General features: G+C 65.5%; 18 protein-coding genes. 2 read left to right on the forward strand and 16 right to left on the reverse strand.

Going from position 1 to position 20,924, the window contains the following annotated elements; translation table 11 throughout:
• The first annotated feature begins 119 nt into the window (after nt 1-119).
• On the forward strand, nt 120-1,535 hold the full coding sequence (locus LKE06_RS16080) for a three-helix bundle dimerization domain-containing protein (RefSeq protein ID WP_227999820.1): 1,416 nt from the start codon (nt 120-122) through the stop codon (nt 1,533-1,535).
• Nucleotides 1,536-1,725: 190 nt separating this feature from the next.
• On the forward strand, nt 1,726-1,959 hold the full coding sequence (locus LKE06_RS16085; protein WP_227999821.1) for a hypothetical protein: 234 nt from the start codon (nt 1,726-1,728) through the stop codon (nt 1,957-1,959).
• 31 nt (nt 1,960-1,990) lie between these two features.
• Here the strand turns inward: LKE06_RS16085 and LKE06_RS16090 are convergent, their stop codons facing one another.
• The 16 genes from LKE06_RS16090 to LKE06_RS16165 form a co-directional block, all read right to left on the reverse strand.
• Nucleotides 1,991-2,860, reverse strand: coding sequence for an alpha/beta hydrolase (locus tag LKE06_RS16090; RefSeq protein WP_227999823.1), 870 nt, complete (start codon nt 2,858-2,860; stop codon nt 1,991-1,993).
• A gap of 523 nt (nt 2,861-3,383) precedes the next feature.
• On the reverse strand, nt 3,384-5,009 hold the full coding sequence (nuoN, locus tag LKE06_RS16095; RefSeq protein WP_227999825.1) for an NADH-quinone oxidoreductase subunit NuoN: 1,626 nt from the start codon (nt 5,007-5,009) through the stop codon (nt 3,384-3,386).
• A 59-nt stretch (nt 5,010-5,068) separates the two neighbouring features.
• Entirely contained in the window at nt 5,069-6,688 is a 1,620-nt protein-coding gene (locus tag LKE06_RS16100; RefSeq protein ID WP_227999826.1) for an NADH-quinone oxidoreductase subunit M, read from the reverse strand.
• On the reverse strand, nt 6,685-8,571 hold the full coding sequence (nuoL, locus tag LKE06_RS16105) for an NADH-quinone oxidoreductase subunit L (RefSeq protein WP_227999827.1): 1,887 nt from the start codon (nt 8,569-8,571) through the stop codon (nt 6,685-6,687). Before nuoL ends, LKE06_RS16100 begins: the two co-directional genes overlap by 4 nt.
• Before the next feature lies 1 nt (nt 8,572).
• Nucleotides 8,573-8,872: an NADH-quinone oxidoreductase subunit NuoK gene (gene nuoK / locus LKE06_RS16110; RefSeq protein WP_227999832.1), complete on the reverse strand. Its 300-nt coding sequence runs from the start codon at nt 8,870-8,872 to the stop codon at nt 8,573-8,575.
• Nucleotides 8,869-9,687 (reverse strand): NADH-quinone oxidoreductase subunit J, encoded by an 819-nt coding sequence (locus LKE06_RS16115; protein WP_227999834.1) that lies wholly within the window; start codon nt 9,685-9,687, stop codon nt 8,869-8,871. The genes nuoK and LKE06_RS16115 overlap by 4 nt, the downstream gene beginning before the upstream one ends.
• Entirely contained in the window at nt 9,684-11,516 is a 1,833-nt protein-coding gene (gene nuoH, locus LKE06_RS16120) for an NADH-quinone oxidoreductase subunit NuoH (protein ID WP_227999836.1), read from the reverse strand. The genes LKE06_RS16115 and nuoH overlap by 4 nt, the downstream gene beginning before the upstream one ends.
• Nucleotides 11,509-14,046: an NADH-quinone oxidoreductase subunit G gene (locus LKE06_RS16125; protein ID WP_255649236.1), complete on the reverse strand. Its 2,538-nt coding sequence runs from the start codon at nt 14,044-14,046 to the stop codon at nt 11,509-11,511. The genes nuoH and LKE06_RS16125 overlap by 8 nt, the downstream gene beginning before the upstream one ends.
• Entirely contained in the window at nt 14,043-15,356 is a 1,314-nt protein-coding gene (nuoF, locus tag LKE06_RS16130; protein ID WP_227999838.1) for an NADH-quinone oxidoreductase subunit NuoF, read from the reverse strand. The genes LKE06_RS16125 and nuoF overlap by 4 nt, the downstream gene beginning before the upstream one ends.
• A complete protein-coding gene (nuoE, locus tag LKE06_RS16135; protein WP_227999840.1) occupies nt 15,356-16,123 on the reverse strand; it encodes an NADH-quinone oxidoreductase subunit NuoE in 768 nt (255 codons plus the stop codon). The genes nuoF and nuoE overlap by 1 nt, the downstream gene beginning before the upstream one ends.
• Nucleotides 16,120-17,475 (reverse strand): NADH dehydrogenase (quinone) subunit D, encoded by a 1,356-nt coding sequence (nuoD, locus tag LKE06_RS16140; protein WP_227999842.1) that lies wholly within the window; start codon nt 17,473-17,475, stop codon nt 16,120-16,122. Before nuoD ends, nuoE begins: the two co-directional genes overlap by 4 nt.
• Nucleotides 17,475-18,266: an NADH-quinone oxidoreductase subunit C gene (locus tag LKE06_RS16145; protein ID WP_227999843.1), complete on the reverse strand. Its 792-nt coding sequence runs from the start codon at nt 18,264-18,266 to the stop codon at nt 17,475-17,477. Before LKE06_RS16145 ends, nuoD begins: the two co-directional genes overlap by 1 nt.
• Nucleotides 18,263-18,817, reverse strand: a complete 555-nt coding sequence (locus LKE06_RS16150) for a NuoB/complex I 20 kDa subunit family protein (protein ID WP_227999846.1) — start codon at nt 18,815-18,817, stop codon at nt 18,263-18,265. The genes LKE06_RS16145 and LKE06_RS16150 overlap by 4 nt, the downstream gene beginning before the upstream one ends.
• Nucleotides 18,818-18,894: 77 nt before the next feature.
• The gene (locus tag LKE06_RS16155; protein ID WP_255649342.1) at nt 18,895-19,263 is read right to left on the reverse strand and encodes an NADH-quinone oxidoreductase subunit A; all 369 of its coding nucleotides are present in this window, start codon (nt 19,261-19,263) and stop codon (nt 18,895-18,897) included.
• A 276-nt stretch (nt 19,264-19,539) separates the two neighbouring features.
• A complete protein-coding gene (locus LKE06_RS16160) occupies nt 19,540-19,950 on the reverse strand; it encodes an Rv3143 family two-component system response regulator (RefSeq protein ID WP_443678130.1) in 411 nt (136 codons plus the stop codon).
• Between the two features lie 78 nt (nt 19,951-20,028).
• Nucleotides 20,029-20,892 carry a class I SAM-dependent methyltransferase gene (locus LKE06_RS16165; protein WP_227999853.1) on the reverse strand — a complete coding sequence of 288 codons (864 nt, stop codon included), beginning with the start codon at nt 20,890-20,892 and terminating at the stop codon, nt 20,029-20,031.
• Nucleotides 20,893-20,924 lie beyond the last annotated feature (32 nt).

Genomic DNA, 20,924 nt, shown 5'->3' on the forward strand with positions numbered 1-20,924 from the left:
TGAATTTTGCGTTCACACCCCGTCCAATCGTCGGCGCTGCCCGTAGGGTTTGCTGCGGCGCGGGCAGGGCGATGTTCTCCTCGCGACTCCAGACCGTGTGTGAGGCCGAGGAGATTGTGGTGGGTGGCGTTACTGTCCGCGAAGAGCAAGCGATCCGCCGATTAACTGATCGGTTGGTCGACAACTACACCGATACCTATCCGGTCGAAACTGTCCAGACCGCGGTGGGAACCGCGCGCCGGCAGTTCGAGGGACATCCGGTGCGGGAGTTCGTGCCCATCCTCGTCGAACGCCTGGCGCGGCGCGAACTGGAGACGCGGACAACGGAATCCGACGGTTCGACCGCCGCTGGCACCGACGCAATGCCGACCGAATCGGTTGCCGCCCAGGGAAGTTCGAGAGGCGGGGCACGTGTGAGTGGTCTGCCCGGTTCGGTGCTGACGAAGAAGCGTGTTGTTCCGCTGACGATCGGCGCCGCCGTACTGGTCGCCGCGATCGTGGTCACTGTTGTTGTGCGGCAACCGGATTCTCCCTCCGCAGCAGTGCCCGTCGCACAATCATTGACCACCCTGCACGGTGTCGTGGGATCAGAGAAAATGGCGTTCTTCAACGACCCCGAGGTCATCGATACGCTGGCTCACAATGGTGTGAAGGTCGAGGTCGATCCGGCCGGTTCGCGCCAAATCGCGACATCGATCGATCTCGGCACATACGATTTCGCCTTCCCGTCGAGTGGCCCTGCGGCCGAACGGATCCAGCGGGCCCGCAATATCAGCGCGAAATACACGCCGTTCTCCTCACCGATGGCGATCGCCACGTTCCAGCCGATCGCGGATCTGCTGACCACCGCGGGGATCATCCATCCCGGCCCGGTCGCGACCTTCGATATGGCCCGCTACCTCGAGCTTGTGCGCACCGACACCCAGTGGGACTTCCTGCCCGGCAACACCAGCTATCCGGTGCGCAAGAACATCGTGGTCTCCACCACCGACCCGCGCAGCTCGAACTCCGCCGCCATGTACCTCGCCATCGCCAGCTACGTCGCCAACGACAACACGGTTGTGCAGGGCCCGGCCGCCGAACAGTCGGTGCTTTCCACCGTGTCGAAGCTGTTCGTCCGTCAGGGATACACCGAGAACTCGAGCGAAGGCCCGTTCCAGGAATACCTCACGGCGGGCATGGGGCCGACCCCGCTCGTGCTTATCTACGAGGCCCAGTACATCGAGGCCGCCGCGCACGGGCAGATCAAACCCGGCATGGTGTTGACATATCCATCGCCGACAGTGCTGTCCAAGCACACCCTGGTGCCGCTCAACAGCGAGGGCGACCGGATCGGCCAACTTCTGTCCACCGACCCGCAACTGCAGCGGCTCGCCGCCGAACACGGATTCCGCACCGGCGCCAGCGCTCCCTTCGCCAAGGTCACCACCGATAACCACGTCCCGGTCCCCGCCGAGGTCATCGACGTGATCGACACCCCCACCTACGACACACTCGAACACCTCCTGGACGCTGTCACCGCGTCCTACAACTGATTCACATTCACACGGGTGCGGATGTTTCGCGACGCCACGCAAGAACCGGGCACGAGCAAGGGGTGAGCGGCGCGGATTCTGGGCGGCGAGTAGTCCGGCCCGGGCGAATCGAGTGGCACGACACTTTGTGGCGGGGGCCGTGATGGGCGGCATCCTCGATTTGGAGGGTAGGAGGGAGAGGAGCCTCCCCATGAACGGGATCTATGCCGCACTCGGGTTCGAGACCAGGCGCGAGACAGCGGCGGCCACGGCCGGCCGCAATGGCATGGTGGTGTTCGGGACCGGGCGGCTGTACATCGCGCGACGGCCGAGCTTCGACCAGATCGTGGTGGCGTGCCCGTTCCCCGGCAGCGGCAGATCTACCTCGAAGTGGCCGACCTTGCCTGATTTCGCTTGCGGTGCAACCGAATACCGTTGTCGCTGAGAATGGTGTTACGAACGGTGTGTCGGTGCAATCAGGTGCCGCTCGACACGGTGCCCGGCTCCGGCGAAGCCGACGACACGCCGAGTTTTTCGAGCAACAAACGCGTGAAAGCGGTTGGCTCATCGGTGAATCCGCTGTGCCCGCCGGGGAATACGGTCAGGGGGACTTCGAGTTCTTCGGCGAGTTTCGCGGCCGGACGGTGCGGCAGCTGCCCGCGGGTCAGCTCGCCCGCGCCCAAGACCAGCCGGTCGCGGACCTTCGCGAGCGCGGCCCGATCGGGCAGGTAAGCGGTAACGATCTCGAGCTCGTGTTCGAACATCAACGGCCCGTTGGCCATCAACCGCTCGAGCATGGCGGCGGTGCGGGGTGGCAGCGAATCGGGGTCGGGGAGATCCTTGATGGTGCCGCCGATACCCGCTACGAAACGGGCTCCTGCCGCGGCGTATCCCTGTGTGTGGAACAGCTCCCGCACCTCGGCGACGAACGCTCGATGCTCGGCTGCGTCGGGAAGCACACCGAACATCGGCGGCTCGTGCGCCACCACCAGTCGCAGCCGCTCGGGATGGCGGGCGAGCAACTCGAGTGCGACGACCGCACCGCCGCTGCCGCTGAAAACATAGGCGTCTTCGCCTGGGGGAGTGAGATGTTCGAGAATTTGGTGCGCGTCCAGCGCCATCGCCTCGATCAGGTTGCCGCTACGGTCCTCGCTGTCCAATGTGCTGCGGGAGTAGCCGCGCGGGTCGACGGCGACGACGGTGAAATGCTCGGCCAAGGTATCGGCAATCGAATCGAATACGGCCGCGTCGCCACCGCTGCCCGGCAACAGCAACAACACCGGGCCGCTGCCGCGAGTCTCGTAATAGATGATCGCGCCGGCGACTTTCAGGGTGTCGCTTCTCATTTCTCTCCTTCTCGCTCCGCGGTCGCCGTTCGAGACGTGCGTTGCGTCGGTAACGCCGGTCTCGGGGAAGGCACCGTCGAGTGGCATTGGTGTCCCAGGTTAGGACCTGGCGCGCCAAGGAACAAAGGAGATACTGCCCGGGGATCGCGCCGCATAGTGCGCACCTTCTTGTATTCGCCGAGATGCGCGGTCACGAGCTCATCGCGCCGGGCGCCGATTGCAAGCCATCCACACCACTGCGCGGCAGGAAGACGGGACTCGCATTGCTGATCCTCGGCGCGATCGTATTCATACCCTGGGCGCTGTACTGGCGTCTGCTTCCGCCATGAACCGCAAGCCCCGCGCAGGCTTGTCGCGGCAGCGTGCATGGGTGCGCGGACCGAGGTCAACGCTCGAGCACGCACCTGTATTGGCGCGATCTCCTGCGGGTTTTGAGAACGGCAAGACCGGTCGACGCGGCGCGCCACGAAAAGAGAAGTACCGCCGCACAATTCGCTGTGCGGCGGTACCGGTCGTGGCAGGGTCAGTGGGCGAAAGTTGTTGCGCGATCAGCGATATCGAGGATGGATTGCGGGATGATGCCGAGCAGGATGGTGGCTCCCGCGGTGAAGGTGACGACGATGGTTGTCAGGAAGGGGGTGACGACGACGGGGGCGTCGGTGGGAGGGTCGGTGAAGAACATCAGGACGATGACTCGAATGTAGAAGAACGCGGCGATGGCGCTGGCGATGACACCGACGATCACCAGCGCAGCCGCACCGCCCGACGCCGCGGCCTGGAACACCGCGAACTTGCTGACGAACCCGCTGGTGAGCGGCAGGCCGGCGAACGAGAGCAGGAACAGCGCGAAAACCGTTGCCAGCCAGGGGGAGCGGCGTCCCAGCCCCGCCCACTGCGTCATTGAGGTCGCTTCGTCGCCCGAGCTTTCGCGGACCAGGCTGACTACGCCGAACGCGCCGATAGTGCCGATACCGTACGCGAGCAGGTAGAACAGGACCGCGGACACGCCCGCGTCGTTCGCGGCGACCAGGGCGGTGAGGATGAATCCGGCATGAGCCACCGAGGAATACGCGAGCATCCGCTTGACGTCGGTCTGGGTGATGGCCATGACCGCGCCGATCACCATCGTGGCAATGGAAATGGCGGCGAGCACCGGACGCCAGTCATCGCGCAGGCCGGGGACCGCGACCTGCAGCAGCCGCAGCAGCGCGCCGACCGCGGCGATTTTCGTAGCGGCGGCCATGAATCCGGTGATCGGCGTCGGCGCGCCCTGGTACACATCGGGCACCCAGGACTGGAAGGGCACCGCACCGATCTTGAACAGCAGACCGACCGCGAGCAGTCCGATGCCGAGCAACGCGAGGGTGGTGTTCTGTGGGTGCTGCGCTATCGAATCGGCGATTCCATCGAGTCGAACGGTGCCGGCCTGGCCGTAGAGCAGCGCCACACCGTAGAGGAAGAACGTCGACGAGAACGCCCCGAGCAGGAAGTATTTCAGCCCCGCTTCCTGCGAGAGCAGGCGCTTGCGCCGGGCCAGGCCACAGAGCAGATACAACGGCAGCGATAACACTTCGAGCGCTACGAACATGGTCAGCAGATCGTTGGAGGCCGGGAACAACAGCAGGCCACCGACCGCGAGCAGTGTGAGCGGGAAGACCTCCGTGGTCGCGACGCCTGCCCGGATGGCCGCCGTTTCACCGGCGCTACCCGGAACCGAGGACGCCTGCGGGGTGAACGCGTCCACACCGTGCCCGGCGGCAACTGCGGCCATACTCCAGGTTCCGGGACCGGAGCGCACCCGCGCTCGCGGCTCGACGCCGCGCTCGGCAATGAACAGCAGCGCGAGGATAGCGACCACAATGATCGTGCCCTGCAGGAACAACGTGACCCCGTCGATCGACACCGCGCCGACCACGGCTGTGGTGTTGGTTCCCGAGAGCCGGATGACGGCGACCAATGCCGCCACGAGCCCGGCGAGGCCGAGAACGATGTGGGTCGCGTACCGGTGGCGGCGCGGCAGGAACGCCTCGGCCAGCACCCCGGTCACCGCGACGCCGAACACGATCAGCATCGGCGCGAGCTTGCTGTATTCGATGCTTGGCGCGGGAACAGTCGCCGCGAGCACGGTTCCGTATTCGTAGGAAGTCACTTATGCCGTCCTTGATACGTAGCACTGGGTGGCGGCCTGCCGGGAGGTTTCGCGAGCGCTCATTTATGCGCACCTCCGGCGGGGGCGCCCGCCTCCGGAAGGGGCGGCACCGATGGTGCGGGATCATGTTTGCCGATGGTGGTGAGCGTCTGGCCGACAGCGGGATTGATGAAGTCCAGCACCGGTTTCGGGTAGATCCCGAGAAATAGCAGCGCGGCGATCAGCGGCACCACCACGGCGAGCTCGCGGGGCACGAGGTCGTGGAGTCGCTCGTTACCGTCCTTCACCGGCCCGGTCATCATGCGCTGGTAGAGCCACAGCACATACAGTGCCGCGAGCACCAGCGCGCCCGTGGCGATGACCGCAGCCACCTGGTAGCGGGTGAATGTGCCCGCCAGGACCAGGAATTCGCTGACGAACGGCGCGAGCCCCGGCAGTGACAGGGTAGCCAGACCGGCGATGAAGAAAGTGCCCGCGAGCACGGGCGCCACTTTCTGCACCCCACCGAACTCGGCGATGACTCTGGTGCCACGGCGTGACACGAGGAAACCGGCGATCAGGAACAGCGCGGCCGTGGAGATGCCGTGGTTGACCATGTAGAGCGTGGCCCCGGTTTGTCCCTGGCTGGTCATCGCGAAGATGCCGAGGATGATGAACCCGAAGTGCGAGATCGAGGTGTAGGCGATCAGTCGCATCACATCGGTCTGGCCGATCGCGAGTACCGCACCGTAGATGATTCCGATCACCGCGAGTGTGATCACCAGTGGCGCATAGGTTCCCGACGCGTCGGGGAACAGCATCAGACAGTAGCGCAGCATGCCGAAGGTGCCGACCTTGTCGACCACCGCCATCATCAGCACCGCGCTCGACGGGGTCGCCGCCACCGCCGCATCCGGCAGCCAGGTATGCAGTGGCCACAGCGGTGCCTTGACGGCGAAGGCGAACATGAACCCGAGGAACAGCGCGTTCAATACGGCCGGGCCCGCGCCGAGCGCACCGGTATTGGCGGCGGTGACCACGGTGCGGAAGTCGAAGGTGCCTGACGATCCCGAGCCGAGCCCCTCGCGCACAGTGAGCACATACAGCCCGATCACCGCGGCCAGCATGATCAGCCCGCCGAACAGGTTGTACAGCAGGAACTTCACCGCCGCGCGGGAGCGTTGCTGACGCAACTGCACATCCGCCGTGCGCGGGCCGAAGCCACCGATGAGGAAGTACATCGGGATGAGCATTGCCTCGAAGAACACGTAGAACAGCAGAATGTCCAGCGAGACAAAGGAAATCAGTACCATCGCCTCGACCATGAGGGTCAGCGCGACGTAGGTGTGGGCGACGCGACGGCCGCTGCCGACCTCGCGTTCGTCGTTCCAGCCCGCCAGCAGCAGCAGCGGTATCAATGCCGCGGTGAGCAGTACGAGCACCAGCGCGATGCCGTCCAAGCCGAGGGTATAGCCGGCCCCGAAAGCCGGTATCCACTCGTGGTTTTCGACGAACTGGTACTGCGCCCCGCCGGGTTCGAAGCGCACGGCCAGGACGATGCCGATCACGAGCACCGCGATCGAGATGCCGAACGCCAGGCAGCGCGCCATCGTGCGCTGCGCGGCGGGCAGCAGCAGCACCGCCAACCCGCCGACCGCGGGCAATACCCACAACAGGGTCAACCAGGGAAAGTCGGTCACCAGATCCTCACCGCCAGCAGGGCTGCGGCCACCAGGGCCGCGCCGGTGAACATGGACAGGGCATAGGACCGGACGAAACCGGACTGGACCCTTCGGATTCGGGCGGACAGGCCGCCGATCAGCGCGGCGGTGCCGTTGACGATGCCGTCGATGCCGCGGGTGTCGAGGAAGACCAGTGCCCGGGTCAGGTGTCGGCCGGGCCGCATGAATACGCCCTCGTTGAACGCGTCACCGTAGAGATCCTTGCGGGCCGCGACGGTGAACGCCGACACCGATTCCGGTGCGGTCTCGGGGATTTCACGCTGGGCGTATTGGTAGTAGGCGAAACCGACGCCCACAGCCACCACGATCAAGGCGAGCGCGGTGACGACGGCCGCGGGGACGCTCTCCGCACCGTGATGCGCCCCGACAACGGGTTCGAGCCAGTTCTGCAATGACGATCCGAGGACGAACAGTCCACCGGCTGCGATGGAACCGATGGCGAGCACGATCATCGGTCCGGTCATGACGGCCGGGGATTCGTGTGGATGGGTGTCGGGCTTCCACCGGCGCTGACCGAAGAAGGTCATCAGCATTACCCGCGTCATATAGAAGGCGGTGAGTCCCGCACCGATCAGCGTCACCGAGCCGAGCACGAATCCATTGAGGCCGCCCTGGTTGAACGCCGCCTCGATAATGCGGTCTTTGGAGAAGAACCCGGCGAATGGCGGTACGCCGATAATGGCGAGGTAACCGAGCCCGAAGGTGACGTAGGTGACCGGAAGCAGCTTCCGCAGTCCGCCGTAGCGGCGCATATCGGTCTCGTCGTTCATGGCGTGCATGACCGACCCGGCGCCGAGGAACAGCCCCGCCTTGAAGAACCCGTGTGTGAGTAGATGCATGATGGCAACGGCGTACCCGGCCGGGCCTAGCCCGGCGGCAAGAACCATGTATCCGATCTGGCTCATGGTCGAGGCCGCGAGTGCCTTCTTGATGTCGTCTTTGGCGCAGCCGATTATCGCGCCGAACAACAGGGTCACCGCGCCGACCAGGATCACGCCGAGCCGGGCGCCGGGCGCCAAGTCGAAGATCGGGCCGGAGCGTGCGATCAAGTACACACCCGCCGTGACCATGGTCGCGGCATGGATGAGTGCCGACACCGGGGTCGGGCCCTCCATCGCGTCCCCGAGCCAGGATTGCAGGGGAACCTGCGCCGACTTGCCGCAGGCGGCCAGCAACAGCAGCAGGCCGATCGCGGTGAGTTTGCCCTCGCCCGCATTCGGCGCGGCACCGAACACATCGGCGAAGTTGATCGAACCGAACGTCGCGAACATGGTGAACATAGCGATCGCCAGCCCCATGTCACCAACCCGGTTGACGACGAACGCCTTCTTGGCAGCCGCTGCGGCCGAGGGCTTTTCGTGCCAGAAACCGATCAGCAGGTAGGACGCCAGGCCGACGCCTTCCCAACCGAGGTAGAGCACCAGATAGTTGTTCGCCAGGACCAGCAGCAGCATTGCCGCGAGGAACAGGTTGAGGTAGGCGAAGAACCGCCGCCGTGCCGGATCACGGCTCATGTAGCCCACGGAGTAGATGTGGATGAGCGATCCGACTCCGGTGATCAGCAGCGCGAAGCAGATCGACAGCTGATCGAGTTGGAGTCCGAAGTCGACCTGTAGGCCGGTGACCGGCACCCAGCTGAACAGGTTGTCGTGGATCGCCCGGTCGGCGTTGTCACGGCCGAGCATGTCGGAGAAGGCGATAGCGGCCACGACGAACGAGGCGATCGCCGTACTGCAGCCCAGCCAATGACCCCACTTGTCGCTGTAGCGTCCGGCCAGCAACAGGATGACGGCGCCTGCCAGTGGCAGCGCCGGCAGCAGCCAGAGAGTTGCCCCGTCCACGTCAGAACTTCAGCAGGTTGGCGTCGTCGACCGAAGTCGAGCGGCGGGTGCGGAAAATGGTCATGATGATGGCGAGACCGACAACGACCTCGGCCGCCGCGACCACCATGGTGAAGAACGCGAATACCTGACCATCGAGATTGGCATGGAGTCTGGCGAAGGTGACGAAGGCGAGATTCACCGCATTGAGCATCAACTCGATGCACATGAACACCACGATGGCGTTGCGCCGCAACAGCACTCCGGCCGCGCCGATCGTGAACAACAGGGCGGACAAGAATAGGTAATTCTGAGGGTTCACCGGATGCCTTCCTCGTCAGCTCTGTGGGAATCGTCGGAGACCGAGATGTCGGCTTCCTCGGTCAGCGCCTGGGTGCGGCGATGGCGCAGGATCGTGCTGACCGACAACTCCTCGAAGGAGCCGTCAGGCAGCCTCGCCGGAATGTCGACCGCGTTGTGCCTGGCGTATACGCCGGGAGTCGGCAGCGGGGTGGCGCGTTTACCTGCCGGGTCGCGGAATCGCCTGCGTGACATTTCACGCTGATCGACCTTGGGCGCGAACCGTTCCCGATGCGCGAGCACCATCGCGCCGATGGTAGCGGTGATCAGCAGCGCGCCGGTGAGTTCGAAGGCCCACACATACCGGACGAAGATCAACTCGGCGAGCCCACCGATGACGTCCCGGCCCGCGAATCCGCTCGCTGGGTAGGTGACCCCGGAATTATGGATGCCGTTGGCGATGCCGCTGATCAGTAGCAGGCCGAAACCGAGGCCGATCGCGATGCCCGCGAGTCGCTGGCCGCGGATGGTTTCGCGCAATGATTCGGCCGAGTCGACGCCGACGAGCATGAGCACGAACAGGAACAGCATCATGACCGCGCCGGTGTAGACGACGATCTGCACCACGCCGAGGAATAGGGCGTCCTGCGCCATGTACATGCATGCGAGCGAGATCATGGTGGTTGCGAGGCAGATCGCGGAATACACTGCCTTGGGCGCGAATACCATGCCGAGCGCGCCGATCACGGCCACCGGAGCGAGTATCCAGAAACTCACCGCCTCACCTGTGGAAGCCCGGGTGAGTGGTTCGGCGGCGAGGATCATCTCTGTCGTCATCGCGCGCCACCTTCCGCGCCCGTAGCGGCGGGCTGCCTCGGCGTGGTGGAATCCGTTCCGGCACCGCCGGGCACGTTGCCACGGTAGTAGTCGCCCTCGTCGGCACCGGGGTACATGGCGTGCGGTGGTGCGCTCATACCGGGTGCGAGCGGGGCGAGCAGCCGGTCCTTTTCGTAGATCAGGTCGGCGCGGTTGTCGTCGGTGAGCTCGTATTCGTTGGTCATCGTCAGCGCCCGGGTCGGGCAGGCTTCGATGCACAGCCCACAGCCGATGCAGCGCAGATAGTTGATCTGGTAGACCCGGCCGTAGCGTTCGCCGGGCGAGAAGCGTTCGCCTTCGGTGTTGTCCGCGCCTTCCACGAAGATCGCGTCGGCCGGGCACGCCCACGCGCACAGCTCGCAGCCGATGCACTTTTCGAGGCCATCCGGATGCCGGTTGAGCTGGTGGCGGCCGTGGTAGCGCGGCGCGGTTGGGACCTTCTCCTCGGGGTAGGACTCGGTATTGGGCTTCTTGAACATGGTCGCGAAGGTGACCGCGAAACCGGAAAGTGGTTCCAGTAGACCGGTTTTGGCCGGCTCATGTTGCTGGGAGCGATCCGGCAGAGGTGGTGTCGGGAAGCCGAGGAATACCGTGCTCTCGCTACCGGCGGTATCACCGGGTGGTGCTGCGGGGGAGTCTTCGACGTGGGCCGGTCTGCCTTCCGCACGTCCGGCGCGCAGGAACAGCGACACGATGAGTCCGGAGACGATCAACCCGCCGATAACCAGCAGCGGCGTCTGCGCGCGGTAGCCCTCGTTCTGCAGGATTCGGGCCGCGCCGACCAGCATCACCCATGCCAGCGATGTCGGAATCAGCAGCTTCCAGCCGAGATTCATGAACTGGTCGTAACGCAGGCGCGGCAGCGTGCCGCGCAACCAGATGAAGCAGAACAGGAACGTCCACACCTTGAGCGTGAACCACAGCACCGGCCACCAGTCGGAGTTGGCGCCGTCCCACATATTCAGTGGCCACGGCGCGTGCCAGCCGCCAAGGAACAGGGTAGTGGCCAGCGCGGAAACCGTTGCCATGTTGATGTATTCGGCCAGCATGAACATGGCGAACTTGAGCGAGGAGTATTCGGTGTGGAAGCCGCCGACGAGTTCGCCCTCGGCCTCGGGCAGGTCGAACGGGGCGCGGTTGGTTTCGCCGACCATCGACACGCAGTAGATGAGGAACGATGGCAGCAGCAGGAACACGTACCAGGTGCCCTCCTGCGCCCTGACGATGCCCGAGGTGGCCATGGTGCCGCCGAGCAGGAACACCGTGGCGAAGCACAGTGCCATCGCGATTTCGTAGGAGATCACCTGCGCGGTCGAACGCAGTCCACCCAGCAGCGGGTAGGTGGAGCCCGACGACCAGCCGGCCAGCACGATGCCGTATACGCCGATCGAGGTGATCGCGAGAATGTAGAGCACGGCCACCGGCATGTCGGTGAGTTGTAATGCGGTGCTATACCCGAAGACCGATACCTCCGGCCCGAATGGGATGACGGCGAACGCCATTACGGCGGGAATCACCGAAATGATCGGCGCCATGATGAAAATCGGCTTGTCGACGATCGCCGGAATGATGTCTTCCTTGAGCGCCATCTTGACGCCGTCGGCGACTGCCTGCAGGGTGCCCCTCGGCCCGACTCGGTTCGGCCCGATACGCATCTGCATGCGCGCCACGATCCTTCGCTCCAGAAACACCGACATCAGTGCCGTGAGCAGTAGGAAAGCGAAGATGGCGAGGGATTTCGCGAAAACCAGCCACAGCGGGTCGTGGCCGAAGAGGGACAGATCACTCATGACGGTGTTCCTTCATCCTCTCGTCGGCACGCCGCAGCGCCACCACGCCGCCCGGTTGGGTGGCCAGCTGTTCGAAGACCGAACTGCCCGGCGAATTGAGCGGGAGCCAGACGACGCGATCGGGCAGATCGGTGATCATCAGCGGCAGCGTGATGGTGCCGCGTTCGGTGGCGACGGTGACCAGATCATCCTCGGCGGCACCGATTTCGGCGGCGGTCGTGGCCGAGAGCCGTACGACGGGTGGGCGTGCGATGCCCGCGAGGTTCGGTTCACCGTCCTGCATTCGGCCCTGGTCCAACAGCATTCGCCAGCCCGCGAGCACGGCGGTGCCCGGTTCGGGGCGGGCGACCGGGTGGGCGCGATATGCGGGCGGCGCGACGGACGGTCCGTTCCAGGCGCCCAGCTCGGCGAGTTCGGCGCGCGCGGAATCGGTGTCGGGCAAACCGAGGGGTATGTGCATCTCGCTGGCGATCGCCTGCAACACCCGCTGGTCCGACAGTGGTGCGGCCTCCCGGCGCACGGTGGATTCGCGTAGCGCGGCCTCGAACGGCCGGGCGCGGCCCTCCCAGGTGCGGAAGGTACCGGATTTCTCCATGGTCGAGGCGACTGGGAACACCACGTCGGCGCGTTCGGTGATATCGCTGCGGCGAAGTTCCAGACTGACCACGAACCGGGCGGCGTCGATAGCGGCGAGCGCGGCCTTCGGGTCCGGGAGATCGGCGAGGTCGACACCGCCGACGATGAGGGCGCCGAGGGTGGATGCCGCCTCCAGAATGGCGCCGGTATCGCGGCCGACCGTCGCGGGTAGGTCCGATACGTTCCAGACTTCCCGAACTTGTTGGCGGGCACTGGGGTCCGCCACGGGGCGGCCGCCGGGAAGTAGACCGGGCAGCGCGCCCGCTTCGACCGCGCCGCGTTCGCCGGCACGGCGCGGCACCCACGCGAGGGCGGCGCCGGTTTCGTCGGCGAGCCGCACGGTCGCCGAGAGCGCGCCGGGAACCCCGGCCAACCGCTCGCCGATCATGATGACCGCGCCGGGCCGACGCAGCAACTGTGCCGCTTCGGCCAGTTCCTCGGAATAGTCTCCTGCCGTGGTGATTTCGTCGGTACACAGGGTGTCGAGCAGGTATGGTTCGCCGCCCGGCGCCGTCTGCAACAGGGTGCCGGACATGCGATCGAGGCCGCGGGAGGCATATGCGGCCAGCGAGTAGACGGGCAGTCCGCGTTTGCGGGCAGCCTTGCGCAGCCGCAGGTAGACGATCGGTGATTCCTCCTCCGGCTCGAATCCGGCGAGCAGGACGACCGGCGCCTTCTCCAGGCTGTCGTAGTCGACGTTGACGCCCTGTCCGGCGATGCGGGCGGCGAGGAAGTCGGCTTCTTCGACCGAGTGAACCCGCGTGCGGAAGTCGATGTCGTTGGTGCCGAGGGCGATTCGCGCGAACTTCGCGTAGGCGTAGGCGTCTTCCTCGTCGACTCGTCCGCCGACGAGCACACCCGCGCTGCCGAATGCGGCGGCCAGCCCCTCGGCGGCGGCGGCGAGCGCCTCGGACCAGGAGGCCGGGGCGAGGTTACCGTCCCAGCCGCGCACCAGCGGGGTGGTCAGGCGATCGCGTTCGGTGGCGTATGCGAATGCCCAGCGGCCCTTGTCGCAGTTCCATTCCTCGTTGACCTCTGGATCGTCACCGGCGAGGCGGCGCAGCACCTTGCCGCGGCGGTGGTCGGTGCGCTGCGCGCAGCCCGACGCGCAGTGTTCGCAGACACTCGGGCTGGACACCAGATCGAAGGGCCGGGCACGGAACCGATAGCTGGTCCCGGTGAGTGCGCCGACCGGGCAGATCTGCACGGTGTTGCCGGAGAAGTAGGAATCCAGCGGCTCGGCCTGCGCGATGCCCACCTGCTGCAGGGCGCCTCGATCCATGAGCTCGATGAACGGGTCGCCCGCGACCTGCTGGGAAAAGCGGGTGCAGCGGGCGCACAGCACGCAGCGTTCCCGGTCCAGCAGCACCGCGGACGACAGTGGAATCGGCTTGGGGTAGGTGCGTTTGACGCCGTCGAAGCGGGTTTCGGGCCGCCCGCTCGACATCGCCTGGTTCTGCAGCGGGCATTCACCGCCCTTGTCGCAGACCGGGCAGTCGAGGGGGTGATTGATGAGCAGCAACTCCATCACGCCCTCTTGCGCCCTGTCCGCGACCGCGGAGGTGAGCTGGGTACGCACGACCATGCCGTCGGTGACAGCCATGGTGCAGGAGGCGACCGGCTTCCGCTGGCCCTCGACCTCGACAATGCACTGGCGGCAGGCGCCGACCGGGTCCAGCAGTGGGTGGTCGCAGAAGCGCGGGATCTGGATGCCGATCAGTTCGGCGGCCCGGATCACCAGGATGCCCGCGGGCACCTTGACGGTGGTGTCGTCGATGGTCACGGTCACCACGTCGGCAGGGACGACCGCACTGGTGTTGGTATTCACAGTGGCGGGCACAGCCGTCGCCCGACCGCCAACCCGCACCGAATCGCTACGTGATGCTGTACTCATTGCACTCCTTCGGCCCAGGCGGTGGATCGCACGGGATCGAACGGACACCCGTCGAGGCGCACATGGTCGATGTACTCGTCGCGGAAGAACTTCAGCGAGGAGACGATCGGGCTGGCCGCGCCGTCACCGAGGGCGCAGAACGACTTGCCGTTGATGGTGTCGCTGATATCGAGGAGCTTGTCGAGGTCGGATTCGGTGCCACGGCCCGTCTCGATGCGCTTCAGCAATTGGACGAGCCAGTAAGTGCCCTCGCGACACGGCGTGCACTTGCCGCAGGACTCGTGGGCGTAGAACTCGGTCCAGCGCAACACCGCCCGCACCACGCAGGTGGTTTCGTCGAAGATCTGTAATGCCTTGGTGCCGAGCATGGATCCGGCACCGGCGACACCCTCGTAGTCGAGCGGGACGTCGAGGTGCTCGGCGGTGAACAGCGGCGTCGACGAGCCGCCTGGCGTCCAGAACTTCACCTGATGCCCGGCGCGCACACCGCCCGCGTAGTCGAGAAGTTCGCGCAGCGTGATACCGAGCGGCGCCTCGTACTGGCCGGGCCGGGCGATATGACCCGACAGTGAATACAGCGTGAAGCCCGGCGATTTCTCGGTGCCCATCGAGCGGAACCAGGCCGTGCCGTTGCGAATGATCGGCGGCACGCTGGCAATGGATTCGACATTGTTCACCACGGTCGGGCACGCGTAGAGACCCGCGACCGCGGGGAACGGGGGCCGCAGGCGTGGCTGGCCACGTCGCCCTTCGAGGGAGTCGAGCAGAGCGGTTTCCTCGCCGCAGATGTATGCACCGGCACCGGCGTGCACGATGAGGTCGAGGTCGTAGCCGGAGCCGAGGATATCGCGGCCGAGGAACCCGGATTCGTAAGCCTGGGCGACGGCGGCTTGTAGTCGGCGCAGCACCGGTACTACCTCACCGCGCACGTAGATGAAGGCGTGTGCCGCGCGAATCGCGTATGCGGCGATGATGACACCCTCGATCAGCGCGTGCGGAGTGGCCAGCATGAGCGGAATGTCCTTGCAGGTACCTGGTTCCGACTCGTCGGCGTTGACCACCAGATAATGCGGCTTGGTGGTGCCGTCGGGGCCCGGCCCCTGCGGGATGAAGCTCCACTTCATGCCGGTCGGGAAGCCCGCACCGCCGCGGCCGCGCAGCCCCGCGTCCTTCACGGTCTGGATAACCTGATCGGGTTCCATCCGCAGCGCGGTGCGCAGTGCCTGGTAGCCGTCATGGCGGCGATAGGTTTCCATCGTCCACGACTGCGGATCGTCCCAGTACTTGCTGAGGACCGGAGTCAACGTCATCAGGCGCCCTCCAGATTCTGTTGTGGTGCTGGCGGATTCATGCCCTGCTCCTGCGCGACCCGAAGACCGGCGAGGGTGGCGTCACCGGCGGCGCCGTCCAAGGCTCCCGGCCGCTCATCGGGAAACCCGGCGAGCAGGCGCGCGGTCTGCTTGAACGTGCACAGTGGTGCGCCGCGGCTCGGTGTCACCTGCCGCCCGGCGCGCAGCGAATCCACCAGCGCCCGAGCGGATTCCGGGGTCTGGTTGTCGAAGAACTCCCAATTGACCATGATGACCGGGGCGAAATCGCAGGCCGCGTTGCATTCGACGTGCTCGAGGGTGACCGATCCGTCCTGCGTCGTCTCACCCGGTTCGATCCCGAGGTGGTGTTCGAGCGCGCCGAGTATCGCGTCGCCACCCAGCACCGCACACAGCGTGTTCGTGCAGACGCCGACGTGGTAATCACCGGTCGGGGTGCGCCGGTACATCGAATAGAAGGTGGCGACTGCGGTCACCTCGGCGCCGGTCAATCCCAGCTGGTCGGCACAGAATTCGATGCCGGTGCCGGTGACGCAGCCTTCTTCGGACTGCACCAGATGCAGCAGCGGCAGCAGCGCCGAACGCGGCTGCGGGTAGCGGCCGATGATTTCCTTGGCGTCGAGTTCCAGGCGTTCGCGCACATAGCGCGGGAATGGTTCGGGCCGGGTGGAGAGCTGCAGCAGAATTCCCGGCCCACCCGCCACTCGGCCACCACTCCTCAGCGAATCGTCATGCGATGCTGTACTCATCGGTCCACTCCGCCCATGACAGGGTCGAGGCTGGCGACCGAGGCGATGACATCGGCGAGCATGCCGCCCTCGCACATGGCTGCGACCGCTTGCAGATTCGTGAACGAGGGATCGCGGTAGTGCACTCGGAACGGGCGGGTGCCGCCATCGCTGACCATGTGCACGCCGAGCTCGCCGCGCGGCGATTCGACGGCCGTGTACACCTGGCCCGCCGGTACTCGGATCCCCTCGGTGACCAGTTTGAAGTGGTGGATGAGTCCCTCCATGGACGTGCCCATGATCTTGCCGATGTGCTTGGGGGAGTTGCCGAGTCCATCCGGTCCCAGCGACAGATCGGCCGGCCATGCGATCTTCTTGTCGTCCACCATGACCGGGCCGGGCCGCAGCTTGTCGAGGCATTGCTCGACGATCTTCAGCGACTCCTTCATCTCGTCCACCCGGATCAGGTAACGGCCGTAGCAGTCACAGCCGGTGGCGGTTGGGACGTCGAATTCGTATGTCTCGTAACCGCAATAGGGCTGTGTCTTGCGCAGGTCGTGTGGCAGGCCGGTGGCGCGCAGGACCGGACCGGTGATGCCGAGCGCCATACAACCGGTGAGGTCGAGGTAGCCGATGTCCTGGGTGCGCGCCTTCCAGATCGGGTTCTGGGTGAGCAGATGTTCCATGTCGCGCAACCGCTTCGGCATCAGGTCGAGCAGCTCACGCACCTTGGCGACGCCATTGTCCGGTAGATCCTGGATGATGCCGCCGGGGCGTATGTAGGCGTGGTTCATGCGCAGGCCGGTGATTGTCTCGAAGACATCGAGGATGAGTTCACGTTCTCGGAAACCGAACAGCATCGTGGTGAGCGCACCGAGCTCCATACCGCCGGTGGCCAGCGCCACCAGATGCGAGGAGATACGGTTGAGCTCCATGAGCATCACGCGAATCACGGTGGCGCGCTCGGGAATATGTTTGGTGATGTCGAGCAGCTTCTCCACACCGAGGCAGTAGGCCACCTCGTTGTAGAACGGCGAGAGGTAGTCCATCCTCGTGACGAAGGTGACGCCCTGGGTCCAGTTGCGGAATTCGAGATTCTTCTCGATGCCGGTGTGCAGGTAGCCGATTCCGCAGCGCGCCTCGATGACGGTCTCGCCCTCGATTTCGAGGATGAGCCGCAGCACGCCGTGGGTGGACGGATGCTGGGGGCCCATATTTACGACGATGCGTTCTTCGCCCGCGCCCTCGAGAGATTCGGCGACCTGGTCCCAGTCCTGGCCCGCGACGGTGACCGTCGTCGGTTCGGGCGCGGTGCCTGCAGCTGGCTCGGGCCCGGCATCTGAGACGCCGGACCTGGTGTCGGTCTCGTTCATTAGCTGTACGTCCTCCGCTCGTCGGGCGGCGGGATCCGCGCGCCCTTGTACTCGACCGGGATCCCGCCGAGCGGGTAGTCCTTGCGCTGGGGGTGGCCTCGCCAGTCGTCGGGCATCGTGATGCGAGTCAGCGAGGGATGGCCGTCGAAGATGATGCCGAAGAAGTCATAGGTTTCGCGTTCGTGCCAGTCGGTGGTCGGATACACGTCGTATAGCGACGGGATGTGCGGGTCGGCGTCCGGCACCGACACCTCCACACGCAGCCTGCGGTTATGGGTGATCGACATGAGCGGGTACACCGCATGCAGTTCGCGGCCCTCATCGTCGGGGTAGTGCACACCGCTGACTCCGAGGCACAGTTCGAAACGCAGCGCGGGGTCGTTGCGCAGGAGCATGGCGATGGCGGGCAGGTGTTCCCGCCGCACATGCAGCGTGAGCTCGCCGCGGAACACGACGACCTTCTCGACGGCGGTTTCGAAACTTGATCCGGTGGCGGCGAGCGCGGTGCGCAAGAGGTCGACGACCTCGTCGAAGTACCCGCCGTAGGGTGTCGGCGTGCTGCCGGGCAACGTGACCGGGCGGACGAGCTTGCCGTAGCCGGAGGTGTCGCCGCTGCCGCTGACACCGAACATCCCGCGCCGGACGCCGACTACCTCGACACCGGCCGAGGACGAATCTCCCTCGGAAGCAGTATCTTTCGTGGATGCGGCACCTTCCGGCCCCGCCGTCGCGGGTTCCTCGAGGTCGTCCGGCGGGCGAATCCCGTTGTTGTCGGGGGAGTCGAAGGTCATCGCAGCAGACCTTCCATCCGGATAGTCGGAGTGGACGCCAGCGCGGCCTGTTCGGCGGCGCGCACGGCTTCCTCCCGGTTCACTCCGAGTGGCGTCTCCTGAATCTTCGCGTGCAGCGCCAGAATTGCGTTGAGCAGCATCTCCGGGCGGGGTGGGCAGCCGGGCAAATAGATGTCGACCGGCACGACATGATCGACCCCCTGGACGATGGCGTAGTTATTGAACATGCCGCCCGATGACGCGCAAACGCCCATCGCGAGGACCCATTTCGGCTCGGTCATCTGGTCGTAGACCTGACGAAGTACCGGCGCCATCTTCTGGCTGACCCGGCCCGCGACGATCATCAAATCGGCCTGCCTGGGTGAGGCGCGAAATACCTCCATGCCGAAACGGGCGCTATCGAAACGTCCGGCGCCGGTGGCCATCATTTCGATCGCGCAGCAGGCGAGACCGAAGGTGGCGGGCCAGAGTGAGCCTTTACGCATATATCCGGCCAAACCTTCGACCGTGCTCAACAGAAAGCCGCTGGGCAGTTTTTCCTCGAGACCCATGATGGACTACTTCTCACTTCCACTGTGCTTGTGCGCTGCTAATGCGCTGCCGCTATCTGCCAGTGCGATCGGCGCGATCAGTCCCAGCTGAGCCCGCCGCGCCGCCATTCGTAGGCGTAGGCGACGGAGACGTTGAAGATGAACAGCGCCATTGCGGCGAGACCGAAGAGACCGAGCGCATCGAAGTGGATGGCCCACGGGTAGAGGAACACGATCTCGATGTCAAAGATGATGAACAGCATCGCGGTTAGGTAGTACTTCACCGGAAAGCGCTGTCCAGTAGCGTTTCCCGGCCCGCCCGCAATGGCATGGGGAGTCGGCTCGATCCCGCATTCGTACGCCTCGAGTTTGGCCCGGTTGTGACGCTTGGGGCCGATGACGGCAGCCATCACGATGGAGAACACCGCGAACGCGGCGCCGATCGCGCCGAGCACGAGCGTCGGCATTTCGATATTCACAACTGCACTTCCCCTCCTTGTGAGCGGGTTGGGTGAGCTGGGGGAGCCCTGACGCGGTAGGTTTCATACCGCACCCTTGTGAGCTAGGGCACACATTACAACTGTTACGACAGGGTGAACCTGGATTCGACCGGGTGTTTGATCGCATTCGCTACTGCGATTCATGACCTAAACGGGGGTAATCGGCGCACGTCACGTGACAATCGGCGCACGAAAAATACGGGGCCTATCCCCGTTGTTCAGTCAGCATGCGGTGGGAATCCGTCAGGCTGCGGATCGACTCCGCAGCAGCGTGACAACGGCTTCGGTGAGCCGGATCGGATCGATCGGATGCGCGACCGCGGCCTCGGCGCGCGACCAATTGGCCAGCCAGGCGTCGTCGGGTCGGCCGGTGAGCACGAGAACCGGTGGGCACCGGTCGATCTCGTCCTTCAGCTGCTTGGCGATGCCGAGCCCGCCCGCGGGCGCCGCCTCGCCGTCCAGGATGGCCAGGTCGATACCGCCCGCGTCCATCTGGTCGATCACCACCGGCGCGGTAGCGACCTCGAGGTACTCGAGTCCGGGTAGCTCAGGGTGCGGATGACTACCCAACGCCAGCATGATCTGGCGCCGGGTGTCGGCGTCGTTGCTGTACACCAGAACCCGCAGTGGGGTGGAACGATTCGAGTCGGCCACGCTCGGATGCTACGTCCGTGAGCGCACCCGCCGTGGCAGGTTCGCCCAGATTGCTCGACGCGGCGCGCGATTCACCGCTCAATCGTGGTGCCGCATGCGGACCACGCCGGACCACGGGGTCGCCCCCAGCTTGCGGGGATCAGGCCGCGGCAGGTAGCTGGCCAGGCGCAGGAACCAAGGTGCGCGACCGAACTTGCGCGCATTAACCAGCAAGTGTTCGATTTCCAGCGGATGCCAGCCGAGATCTTCGAAGAAAGCGACGCCGTTGGCAGGCTCGAATCGCAGCGGCGCGTTCACGAACATCGAGGTGTTGCTGTGCGTGCGCTTCATGCCAACCGTGAGATCGGCCAGCCACCAGGCGATCTCGGGTCGAACGAGGGCCTGAGCGATACCGGCGACGGTGTGTTCATCGAGGTACATCAGCAGGCCCTCGGTAAGCACCAGCGCCTTCGATGCGGAGGCTTCCGCAGGGCCGATGGAGCCGAGCGCCTCATCGAGGAACTTCTCGCGGGCGACCGGATCGGCGAGGTCGACGCCACGACGGATGAGTGCGCAGTGCGGGGTTTGAGCCGCGAGCGCGTCGTCCTTCTCGGCTGTCAACTTCGGCAGGTCGGCCTCCACCCACACGAAATCGGCGGGCAACTCCAGGCGGTAGGGGCGGGTATCGAGTCCGGCGGCGAGATTCAGGATTCGATCGCATCCCTCCCGGATCGCGGTCATCACGAGGTCGTCGATCAGCCTGGTCCGCGTGACCACCGGCCAGCCGTTGCGCATCACCCGAGGCGCCGCGGCGGCCATGGAGCGCCCACGCACCCCGGCCAGTCGATCGGCCAGCGGGTCATGGAACAGTGCGTTCGGTCGCGCCGATTCCGCGGCGCGGTATGCCGCGACCCAGCGAGCGGTGTCGGACACGTTCGAGATCAGCGATCCGTCTCCAGTCACGCGGCCCAGTCTTGCACGGCAGGCTTTGTGCA

Origin of the sequence: Nocardia australiensis, assembly GCF_020733705.1 — a bacterium.
GTDB lineage: Bacteria > Actinomycetota > Actinomycetes > Mycobacteriales > Mycobacteriaceae > Nocardia > Nocardia australiensis.

Bases quoted from the DNA above. Each gene is read 5' to 3' on its own strand.
- nuoD (WP_227999842.1), bottom strand. From the start codon at position 17,475: ATGAACGAGACCGACACCAGGTCCGGCGTCTCAGATGCCGGGCCCGAG.
- LKE06_RS16115 (WP_227999834.1), bottom strand. From the start codon at position 9,687: ATGACGACAGAGATGATCCTCGCCGCCGAACCACTCACCCGGGCTTCC.
- LKE06_RS16145 (WP_227999843.1), bottom strand. From the start codon at position 18,266: ATGACCTTCGACTCCCCCGACAACAACGGGATTCGCCCGCCGGACGAC.
- LKE06_RS16090 (WP_227999823.1), bottom strand. From the start codon at position 2,860: ATGAGAAGCGACACCCTGAAAGTCGCCGGCGCGATCATCTATTACGAG.
- LKE06_RS16155 (WP_255649342.1), bottom strand. From the start codon at position 19,263: ATGCCGACGCTCGTGCTCGGCGCGATCGGCGCCGCGTTCGCGGTGTTC.
- LKE06_RS16125 (WP_255649236.1), bottom strand. From the start codon at position 14,046: ATGAGTACAGCATCACGTAGCGATTCGGTGCGGGTTGGCGGTCGGGCG.
- LKE06_RS16150 (WP_227999846.1), bottom strand. From the start codon at position 18,817: ATGGGTCTCGAGGAAAAACTGCCCAGCGGCTTTCTGTTGAGCACGGTC.
- nuoH (WP_227999836.1), bottom strand. From the start codon at position 11,516: ATGAGTGATCTGTCCCTCTTCGGCCACGACCCGCTGTGGCTGGTTTTC.
- LKE06_RS16085 (WP_227999821.1), top strand. From the start codon at position 1,726: ATGAACGGGATCTATGCCGCACTCGGGTTCGAGACCAGGCGCGAGACA.
- nuoF (WP_227999838.1), bottom strand. From the start codon at position 15,356: ATGACGTTGACTCCGGTCCTCAGCAAGTACTGGGACGATCCGCAGTCG.
- nuoE (WP_227999840.1), bottom strand. From the start codon at position 16,123: ATGAGTACAGCATCGCATGACGATTCGCTGAGGAGTGGTGGCCGAGTG.